Source organism: Streptomyces kebangsaanensis, assembly GCF_001906585.1.
GTDB classification, from domain to species: Bacteria; Actinomycetota; Actinomycetes; order Streptomycetales; family Streptomycetaceae; genus Streptomyces; species Streptomyces kebangsaanensis.
In genome coordinates this window covers 1-9,604 of record NZ_JUJA01000152.1, presented here as the reverse complement: position 1 = coordinate 9,604, position 9,604 = coordinate 1, and the positions used below count along the sequence as shown (strand labels likewise).

Below are 9,604 nucleotides of genomic sequence, written 5' to 3'. Positions count from 1 at the left end.
GGCCACGCCGCCCCCGCACGCGACCGGCGGTTCCGGCCGCCGCCGCAAGCTGGGCACGCCGCCCGACCCGGCCGCCGCGCGCCCGCAGGCGCAGGCACAGCGGCCGGAGCAGACGGCCCGCCCGCACCCGCCGGCCGAACAGCCCCCCGCGCAGCCTTCCCCGGGCGCGGTCCCCGCGCCGGCCACCCCGGCGCAGCCCCGGCCGGGGCTGGCCACCGAGGGCGCCGGACGGTCGTACGCCATAGGAGCTCCGGACAGGAACGCCGCCGAGGGTCCCGAGCCGCTGGACGGCCCCGGCGGTGCGGTGGAGGTCGCGGACTCCCCCCGGCCGCAGCCGTTGGACGACGAGTTGCCCCCGGAGCCGCTGGACAACCCGCGCCGGCTGCTCGTCTGGCCGGCCCCCGACGTCACCACCCAGCAGGCGTTGAGCGACCGCGGCTACCGGCCCGTGATCGTGCACTCGCGCGAGGAGGTGGACGCGCAGATCGCGGCCTTCCCCGCCGCGCTGTTCGTCGACCCGCTGACCGGGCCGATCACCCGTACGGCGCTGCAGTCGCTGCGGCAGGCGGCGGTCGCCGCGGAGGTGCCGGTGCTGGTCACGGCCGGGCTGGGGCAGGCGACGCGGGAGGCGGCCTACGGCGCCGATCCCGCCGTACTCCTCAAGGCCCTGGCTCCGCGCGACAGTGAGCAGCACCCGCCGCGCGTGCTGCTGGTCGAGGAGCACGCCGAGATCGCGCTGGCGCTGACGGCGGCGCTGGAGCGGCGCGGGATGCAGGTGGCGCGGGCCGCGAGCGACAACGACGCGGTGACGCTGGCCGGGCAGTTCCGGCCGAACCTGGTCGTGATGGACCTGATGCAGGTGCACCGCCGCCGGTCCGGGATCCTGGACTGGCTGCGCGCGAACGGGCAGCTCAACCGCACCCCGCTGGTGATCTACACGGCCGCCGTCGACCAGGCGGACCTGCCGCGGCTGGCGTCGGGCGAGACGGTGCTGTTCCTGGCGGAGCGGTCCACCAGCACCGAGGTGCAGGACCGGATCGTCGACCTGCTGGCCCGTATCGGGACCAATTAGCAGGACCGGTCAGCGATCGGTACGCGTGGCGCGGCGCCGGGCGGGAGGCCCCGAGGCTCCCCACCCGGCGCCGCGTGTGTCAGATCCGGGTGACGTCCAGGTCCCCGGCCGCGTACTGCCGGCGCAGCACCTTCTTGTCGAACTTGCCGACGCTGGTCTTCGGGACCGCCGTGATGACCGTCCAGCGCTCCGGGAGCTGCCACTTGGCGATCCTGCCCTCCTCGGCGAGGAAGGTGCGCAGGGTCTCGAAGTCTGCGGTGGCGCCGTCCTTGAGGACGACGGTGGCCAGCGGGCGCTCGCCCCACTTGTCGTCGGGGATGGCGACGACGGCGGCCTCGGCGACGTCCGGGTGGGCCATCAGGGCGTTCTCCAGCTCGACGGAGGAGATCCATTCGCCGCCGGACTTGATGACGTCCTTGGCGCGGTCGGTGAGGGTGAGGAAGCCGTCCGGGCTGATGGTGCCGACGTCGCCCGTCTTCAGCCAGCCGTCCTCGCTGAACTTGTCGGCGGGGCGCAGCGGTTCGGCGTCGGGCCCGTTGTAGTAGGCGCCGGCGATCCACGGGCCGCGGACCTCCAGCTCGCCGGCCGACTCGCCGTCCCAGGGGAGGCGTTCGCCGCCGGGGCCGGTCAGGCGGGCCTCGACGCCGGCCGGGAAGCGGCCCTGGGTGAGGCGGTAGCCGAACTCCTCGTCCGTGCCGACCGCGTGGGCCGGCGGACGGGCCACCGTGCCGAGCGGGGAGGTCTCCGTCATGCCCCAGGCGTGGCAGACCCGCATGCCGAGCTGGTCGAAGGCCTCCATGAGGGCGGGCGGGCAGGCCGAGCCGCCGATGGTGACCTGGGCGAGGGCGGAGACGTCCCGGGGGCGGGCGGTGAGCTCGGCGAGCAGGCCCTGCCAGATGGTGGGGACGGCGGCGGCGTGGGTCGGCTTCTCGCGCTCGATCATCTCGGCGAGCGGGGCGGGTTGCAGGAAGCGGTCCGGCATCAGCATGTTGACGCCGGTCATGAAGGTGGCGTGCGGCAGGCCCCAGGCGTTGACGTGGAACTGGGGGACGACGATCAGCGAGGTGTCCTGGTCGGTCAGGCCCATGGACTCGGTCATGTTGACCTGCATGGAGTGCAGGTAGATCGAACGGTGGCTGTAGACCACGCCCTTGGGGTCGCCGGTGGTGCCGGAGGTGTAGCACATGGCGGCGGCCTGGCGTTCGTCCAGCTCGGGCCAGTCGTACGTGGTCGGCTTGTCCGCGATCAGGTCCTCGTACTCGTGCACCTGCGCGGGGGAACCCGCCAGCGGGGCGCGGTCGCCGGGGCCGGAGACGACGACGTGCTCAACCGTCTTCAGGTGCGGCAGCAGCGGGGCGAGGAGGGGGATCAGGGAGCCGTTGACGATGATCACGCGGTCGGCCGCGTGGTTGACGATCCAGGTCAGCTGCTCGGCGGGCAGGCGCAGGTTGAGGGTGTGCAGCACCGCGCCCATGGACGGGATCGCGAAGTACGCCTCGACGTGCTCGGCGTTGTTCCACATGAGGGTCGCCACACGGTCGTCGCCGCGGACGCCGAGGTCGTCGCGGAGGGCGTTGGCCAGTTGCACCGCGCGGGCGCCCGCCTCGGCGAAGCTGCGCCGCTGCGGCTCGCCCTCGCCGGTCCAGGTGATGATCTGGGACCGTCCGTGCACCAGCACCCCGTGGGCGAGGATGCGGTTCACGGTCAGCGGTACGTCCTGCATGGTGCTCAGCACGGCGTCCTCCCGGGGCGGCGTTGCCTACGCGGTAGTGGTTGCCTACGCGGTAGTAGGGGTTGCGCAGATTCTGCTCACATACCGCGCGGTATGTCACTAGCCCCGGCTGATCGATCACATAATCGCCCTGCGGTCCGCGCCCGCGAGCCCCGTCGGCCCTGCGGACGGATCAGCGCACGCGACCCAGTTCCGGGTCGTCCCGCAGCTTGCCGAGGGCTCGCGACACCGCCGACTTCACGGTACCCACCGACACCCCGAGCACCTCGGCCGTCTGGGCCTCGGAGAGGTCCTCGTAATACCTGAGGACGACCATCGCCCGCTGCCGGGCGGGCAGCTTCATGACCGCCCGCCACATGGCGTCGCGCAGCGCCTGCTGCTCCGCCGGGTCGGCCGCGCCGGCCACCGGCTCCGGCTCGGGCAGTTCCTCGCAGGCGAACTCGTCGACCTTCCGCTTGCGCCACTGCGAGGTGCGGGTGTTGAGCAGGGCACGGCGCACATAGCCGTCGAGCGCCCGGTGGTCCTCGATCCGCTCCCAGGCGGTGTACGTCTTGGCCAGCGCGGTCTGCAGCAGGTCCTCCGCGTCGCTCTGGCTCGCGGTCAGCGACCGGGCGGTGCGCAGCAGCACCGGCTGCCGGGCCCGTACGTACGCCGTGAACGACGGATACGCCGGAGTCCGGGTCGACGGTACGACGGCGGTCGACGCGCTGGTGCAGACGGATGTGGTCATGGCTACACGCTAGGAGCGACACCCGCTGCGGCGGATCGCCCGCAGGTCCCGAAGCGGAGTCCGCCTCAGGTTGTAGGGGTGGGGCCGGCCCCACCTCCTGAAGGTGGAGGAACGGGCCGTGCGCCCTTGCGGGTTCACCCCTGGGCGAACGCGCCCGTGAACGCGCCCGCGAGCGCGTCTGCGCGGCGGAGCCGAAGCGCCGCCGCGCAGACGTGTGTCACGTCCCCACAAGCACACCCACAAGGGGGGCAGGGCCGGCGGCGGGTCCCCGAGTGCGCGCCGGCCCGCCCCGGCTCACCACAGAGGGGTGAAGTGGATGGCGACGTTGCCGTTGCCCTGCTGGACGGTCGTGAAGGCGGAACCGTTGACCTGGGCGGTGTTGCTCCGGTTCGAGGCGCCGGTGCCGATCGCCTGCTGCCCCGTGGTCGCCGAGTTGCCGCTGTTGTTGTGGCCGACCCCGCTGCCGACGACGCCCGCGACGCCCGCGTTGGATCGGTCGCCCGCGACGGCTCCCGTGTCCGCGGCCGCGGTGCCGGTGAAGAGTGCGGCCGCGAGAGGGACGGCCGCGACGGCGGCGAGAACGCGGGCGGTACGGCTGCTTGCCATGTTGCTCCTCCAGTACGAGGTACGCACCGGCTGTCTTGCCGGGCGCACATGAAACTGTGAAGTACGGCTGTCACCAGGGCAGTTGGCCGACCACCCGGGCGGGTTCCTCACGACGTCGCACGATCAGGGTTGCCCACCGGAACCCGGCGGACCACCCCGGAAAGCTCGATTCCCACGCAAGCGTGAGGACAAGTGGATAAACCCCTACGGCCACTTTTCCTGCCCCGAGGCCCCGTCGCGGAGCGCTGCGAGCCCCCTTCCCCAAGCGCCGCAAGGGCTGAAGCCGCCTACCGGAAATCCGCCCGAGCCGGCTTCCCCCGGCGTGTCGCCGCCGCCCTCTTCCTTTCTTCGAACGCACATACGAAAATGGAGTCATGGCCACCATCGACCGGCAGGCCACGACGATGGCCCTCGCGCACGCCCTGTCAGCCGCCGAACGCGGCCTGGCCGTCATCCCCCTGTCCCGGACGAAACTCCCGGCCCTGCGCTCCCCGCACCGCGACGACCCGGACCCGGCCGACCCGCCCTGCCACGGCGAGTGCGGCCGCTTCGGTCACGGCGTGTACGACGCCTCCACCGACCCGGCCCGCATCCGCGCCCTGTTCGCCGCCGCCCCCTGGGCCACCGGCTACGGCATCGCCTGCGGACTGCCCCCGCACCACCTGATCGGCGTCGACCTGGACACCAAGACCGGCACGGACGCCTGCGCCGCCCTGCGCGGACTCGCCCTGCGCCACCTGTTCACCCTCCCCGCCACCGTGGTCGTCCTGACCCCCAGCGGCGGCCGCCACCTGTGGCTGAGCGGACCGCCGGGCGTTGTCGTGCCCAACTCGGCCGGACGTCTGGCCCCCGGCATCGACATCCGCGGCGCGGGCGGCTACCTGGCCGGCCCCGGCTCCCGCACCGAGCACGGCGTGTACACCACCGTCCCCGGCACCGCGCACCTCGCGCCCGCGCCCTGCCCGCGCGCCCTCCTGCGCCTCCTCCTCCCACCGCCCCGCACCCCCCACCGCCCCTCGCCGGCCTCGGCGGGCCGGCACGGCCTGGGTCTGGTGCGGTTCGTTCTCGGCGCCCACGAGGGCCGGCGCAACACCCGCCTGTTCTGGGCCGCCTGCCGCGCCTACGAGAACGGCATCGGCCCCGCCCTGGTCGCCCCCTTGGTCGACGCGGCCCTGCGCACCGGCCTGACCGAACACGAGGCCCGCGCCACCATCGCCTCAGCGGCCCGTCTGACGGGCCGCCGCCCGTGAGGTTCCGCGGCGGCGCACGCTCCGCACGAAGAACGGCACCGACAGCAGGAGCAGGGCTCCTTCGACGGCCAGGCTGACCAGCCCGAGCGGCTCCGTCCAGTTGCCGATGTCGTCGCTGTAGCCGGGCAGGCCCGGGCCCCTGGAGAGGATGTAGCCCAGCAGGGGACCGACGGCGACCCCGACCGCCAGCAGCCATCCCGGCCGGACGAGACCGACGAGGAGCAGCACGGCGGCGACCACGGCGGCGACCTCCAGGACGTGGTAGGCCACGCCGACGTAATGGGGGTCCCGTGTTGCCGTGATGCCGCCCTGGTCGAGCACGTGGATGACGGCCACCGCGAGGCACAGCAGAGTCCCCGTCCACCTGGCCGCCCAGGTGGCTCGCGGAACCGTCTCGGCGCGATGTGCCATGCCGGGGTACCTCGCCGTCGTTCTCAGTGGCGCGCGCCCGCTGCCGCGGCGGCGGGCCACGCCCTCACCCGATCCTGGACTGCGCCTGCTCGGCGAGCTTCAGGTGGGTCCGGAGGACAGGCAGGTCCTTGCGCGCCTCGTTGATCACCTGTGGGTCGCTGCCGGTGGAGATCTCCTTCTTCGCCTCGGCGATGTCCGTCTTGTGGTCGCTGATCTCCGTCTTCACGTACTGCTTGTCGAACGCGCTCCCGTGCAGGGAGGACAGCCGCGCCAGCTCGGCACGTTCCTTGCTGTCCGGAGTGGTCGGAAGGGTGACCTTCAGCTGCGCGGCGAGTTTTTTCATGTCCTTGGAGGACTTGGTGTGGTCGGATGCCAGCCGGGCGCCGAGCTGCTTGACGACAGCGCTGTGGGCATGGCTCTGGGCCATGCGCCCGCCCTGGATCTCGAACCGGTCTCCGGCGGCGGACGCCTTCATCCAGGCGACGTCCTGCGGCGAGGGGCTGGCCACCGCGAGCGCGGTGCCCGGCGACAGTGCCGCCACGGCGACGACCGACACGGTGACCGCGACCGCTTTGGGACTGGGCATGTTGCCTCCCCTGTCGAAGATCCCGAAAACTCCGAAAAGACGGAAACAGGCCCCGACTGCCCCCGTTGCGGCAGGACGCCCCTCCGGCGTCGGCAGAGCGGGGCCGCTCGCCTGTCCTAGGCGAGTTTCCCTCGCCGCGGGTCGTGAGCAACACGAACAGCAAAAGGTGAGCAAATAACCCGAAACACCCCCCTGCCGACCAACCCGACCACTGACGGGCGGTCCGGCCAGTGATCAGCCCCCAATGGCGAGCGGGCAGCGCACAGCGAAAACGGCCCTTGACCGTATGACCTGGTCAAGGGCCGTTTTCGCTGTTCTCGACGCGGAGGCGGTGGGCTTTGACCCCACAGCGGCATCGCCGCCACGACGGTTTTCAAGATCGCCCAGGGGAGCCCTCAGTGGACGATGACTCTCCAGCGTTCGACCCACAGCAGCCAGTCACCGCCCGTACCGCGCACCTGGACGCGGTCGGCCTCCACCTGCCAGGCGGTGCCGTAGAGCGTGGCGTCGGGGAGGTCCACCCTGACGACGTCGTAGACCTCCAGGTCATCCTCGACCGGCCGCGACCACGCGTGCGCACAGTGATCGCAGAGATAGCCGACCACGTCGTGTCCCGCAACAGTCATCGGCCTGCCCGGACGGACTGCCTCGACGAAGCACCGAGGGCACGGGTCGGCGGTATGCGCGCCTACTGATCGGGACATCGTTCGATCCTGCTGTACGACAACGACGTACAGCAACCGGGTCGAGGCCGGGCGTTGGCCCGGCTTGCGGACAGGGTGACCGCGCATGCCGCACGACGGCCGGGAAGCCGAGCGTTCACGCGACGCAGGGGGCACTCGTGAAGATCAAGCCTGTCGGGGCGGCGCTCACCGCTGTGATGCCGGCTGCGCTCGTGGGGTGCGGGACCGGGCCGGCCCAGGGTCGCCCCTTGCCCGAGGAGCTGCGGAGCCGACGGTGGACATGGGCATTGACGGAGCCCGAGTCGACGAACCCGGTCGCCGATCAGGACGGAAGAGCCGAGCGACCGGGACCGACCGCGGGACGTGTGGTTCCTGGCCGGCGCGTTCGGCACCCAGGCCAGGCGCACCTGCAACGTCCCCAACGGAGTGCTCATCGCCTTCCCTCTCCTGAACCGCATCGGCAAACCGGCGGACCGCGCGGTCTTCATGAGCGCGGCCGAGGGGTGGTGAACTGCTGCCGGTTGACAGTGGTTGAGCGTGTTCTGGTGCGCATGAGTGAGCATCAGCGACGGCGTACGACCGTGGATGGCGACAGACCAAGCGGAGCCGAGCAGACGTGGTCCACGGCGTGCGGGTCGACGGCGGACGGGATGGGGCCGGGTGAGTGGTGGGTACGGGGGGCATACGCGGTGACCGACGGCGGGACCGGCAAAGTCATGTCCGCCGACCGCCCGCGATCGGCCCGGCAAGGATGAAGCCAGATCTCGGAGCCGGCCCCTGACCACGGCACGGTGGCCCGGTGCCCGGTCTGGGCCGGATGGCGGAGGTCATGGGCACAAGGCCCTGGTGGGGCAGGGCGGCTGCCGCGATCCGGTCCGTGACCCGCCCGTCCCGGTATGCCTGAGCCTCTCGCGCCGGCAGTTCCAGGCGACCCGCTGCCGCATGGGTGAGCAGGCGTCAGAGATCACCTTGAAGGCCTAATCAATCATCAATCTGCCCGTTGTGATTGAAGGTTTGACGCTGCGTCAGCACCTGGGGAACCGGGCGTGCGGGCGCCCCGGGTACCCCGTTCGGCCCCCCGAAGCCAGCCCTTCCGATATGCCCGAAATGACAGTTCTGGGGGGGTGTCAGTACGTTCAATCACACGTCGGCTGCCAAGGTCGGCTTCTCTGAGACAGGAGCAAAACGACATGATCATGACTCGTTCCTCCGCCATCACCGCGGCCGTCGCGGCCGCCGCGGCCCTGACCGCGACCGGCATCACCTACGCCACGGCCGCCCCCGCGTCGGCACCCCAGACGGCCCCGGCCGTCGTCCAGCAGGCGCCCGCTCCCGCCCAGGCGCCCATGGGCGGCGAAGGCGGGCAGGGGAAGGGCGGCGGCGAGCGCGGTGAGCACGGTGAGCACGGCGAGGGCGGTGAGCGCGGCGAGCGCGGCCACCACAGGGTGGGCCGGATCTTCATCAACGAGCGGTCGTTCTCCGCCCACCCGGACGGCTGCATCACCGTGGTGAGCGGCCTGGGCTCCAAGAGCTTCAACATCCGCAACGACAGCAAGCGGACCGTCGAGTTCTTCCGCGGGGCGACCTGCGACAACGGCGCCCCCGTCGCCACGGTCGGCCCCCACAGCGAAGCGAACGGCGTGAGGCCGGGGCACGTCGAGGGCGTCTTCGTCGAGGACGGAGTGGTGGGCAGCTTCCGGGTGATCCACCGCCACTACGGCAAGGACGGCTTCGACTTCGACTTCGACTTCTAGAGCCGGCCGCATGAAGCGAACCATGTAGAACCCCGGCCCGCCGTAATCGGGCCGGGGTTCTGGTCTCAGCCCCCCTCGGGGGATTCCCGCTGGAACACCTGCCGTTGGCGTTGTTCCCGGGCAACGGCCACCGGACCCCTTCGCGACGATCGGGCGGGCCCGGACGGGTGACGAAAGCGCACGCCGCACACCCGGTCCGGCTGCCCCTGCCCGGCCCGCGGCCGCAAGCACACGGCCCCGGGGCGGAGCGACGGGCCACACGGCCACACGCCACTTCCCCTCACCGCACCACGGGATGAGCGACATGAGCAATCACCTGGTGGAGGACGCGAGCGACGACAGCTACGTCATGGACATCCTCGACATCACCCTGACCCCCGCATGGCCGCGCCTTGGACACCAGGTCCGCTGGGAGATGCACGGCCACCTCAAGGAGGCGGTCGACCTGACCCGGGTCACCTGCAGGGTGGTCATGAAGATCGGCCCGATGAAAATACTGGACAAAAGCTACAAGCTGCCCGAACTGCTGGCAAGCATGGGCACGAGCCTCTCGGGTGATCCCCGGCCGCCCGCCGGGCCGTGGCGGCAGACGTGGGACCTTCGGATCCCCGCGGCGGTGCCGGTGGCGAGGCACCGCATCCACCTGCGCGCCCGCACGGAGGACGGGAAGGACTTCCTCGCCCTGGACATTCCCGTCGTCTTCAGCCACCGATGGGCCACGGCCGGCGACGACGCCGGCTCGCCGAACCGCCCCGGGCTCGACCGGGATCTCAGCTGGTC

The 9,604-nt window shown here is 71.8% G+C and carries 11 protein-coding genes; 5 read left to right on the top strand and 6 right to left on the bottom strand.

The window, feature by feature from the left end:
- Positions 1 to 1,072 (top strand): response regulator (locus RH94_RS24730; protein WP_143204070.1); only part of this gene is annotated, 1,072 nt, incomplete at its 5' end.
- A 79-nt stretch (positions 1,073 to 1,151) separates the two neighbouring features.
- On the opposite strand, the gene RH94_RS24725 is transcribed toward RH94_RS24730, so the two are convergent.
- From RH94_RS24725 to RH94_RS24715, 3 genes are all read right to left on the bottom strand, one after another.
- Positions 1,152 to 2,807: a long-chain fatty acid--CoA ligase gene (locus tag RH94_RS24725; RefSeq protein WP_073950079.1), complete on the bottom strand. Its 1,656-nt coding sequence runs from the start codon at positions 2,805 to 2,807 to the stop codon at positions 1,152 to 1,154.
- 169 nt (positions 2,808 to 2,976) lie between these two features.
- The gene (locus tag RH94_RS24720; protein ID WP_073950077.1) at positions 2,977 to 3,534 is read right to left on the bottom strand and encodes a SigE family RNA polymerase sigma factor; all 558 of its coding nucleotides are present in this window, start codon (positions 3,532 to 3,534) and stop codon (positions 2,977 to 2,979) included.
- Between the two features lie 294 nt (positions 3,535 to 3,828).
- Positions 3,829 to 4,140: a hypothetical protein gene (locus RH94_RS24715; protein WP_073950075.1), complete on the bottom strand. Its 312-nt coding sequence runs from the start codon at positions 4,138 to 4,140 to the stop codon at positions 3,829 to 3,831.
- Positions 4,141 to 4,514: 374 nt separating this feature from the next.
- On the opposite strand from RH94_RS24715, the gene RH94_RS24710 reads away from it, so the two are divergent.
- A complete protein-coding gene (locus RH94_RS24710) occupies positions 4,515 to 5,390 on the top strand; it encodes a bifunctional DNA primase/polymerase (protein ID WP_073950073.1) in 876 nt (291 codons plus the stop codon).
- Here RH94_RS24710 and RH94_RS24705 read toward each other — a convergent pair.
- From RH94_RS24705 to RH94_RS24695, 3 genes are all read right to left on the bottom strand, one after another.
- Complete coding sequence (locus tag RH94_RS24705; RefSeq protein WP_073950071.1) at positions 5,358 to 5,801, bottom strand: hypothetical protein; 444 nt, start codon at positions 5,799 to 5,801, stop codon at positions 5,358 to 5,360. The two genes, RH94_RS24710 and RH94_RS24705, sit on opposite strands and share 33 nt — an antisense overlap.
- A 64-nt stretch (positions 5,802 to 5,865) precedes the next feature.
- Positions 5,866 to 6,387, bottom strand: a complete 522-nt coding sequence (locus RH94_RS24700; protein WP_073950069.1) for a DUF4142 domain-containing protein — start codon at positions 6,385 to 6,387, stop codon at positions 5,866 to 5,868.
- 395 nt (positions 6,388 to 6,782) lie between these two features.
- A complete protein-coding gene (locus tag RH94_RS24695) occupies positions 6,783 to 7,013 on the bottom strand; it encodes a hypothetical protein (RefSeq protein ID WP_234426020.1) in 231 nt (76 codons plus the stop codon).
- Between the two features lie 420 nt (positions 7,014 to 7,433).
- Here RH94_RS24695 and RH94_RS40880 point away from each other — a divergent pair, with 420 nt between their 5' ends.
- The 3 genes from RH94_RS40880 to RH94_RS24685 form a co-directional block, all read left to right on the top strand.
- Positions 7,434 to 7,580, top strand: coding sequence for a hypothetical protein (locus RH94_RS40880; protein ID WP_158073086.1), 147 nt, complete (start codon positions 7,434 to 7,436; stop codon positions 7,578 to 7,580).
- Between the two features lie 680 nt (positions 7,581 to 8,260).
- Positions 8,261 to 8,824 (top strand): hypothetical protein, encoded by a 564-nt coding sequence (locus RH94_RS24690; protein ID WP_234426019.1) that lies wholly within the window; start codon positions 8,261 to 8,263, stop codon positions 8,822 to 8,824.
- A gap of 304 nt (positions 8,825 to 9,128) precedes the next feature.
- The coding region (locus RH94_RS24685; protein WP_073950065.1) for a hypothetical protein at positions 9,129 to 9,604 on the top strand (476 nt) is incomplete at its 3' end.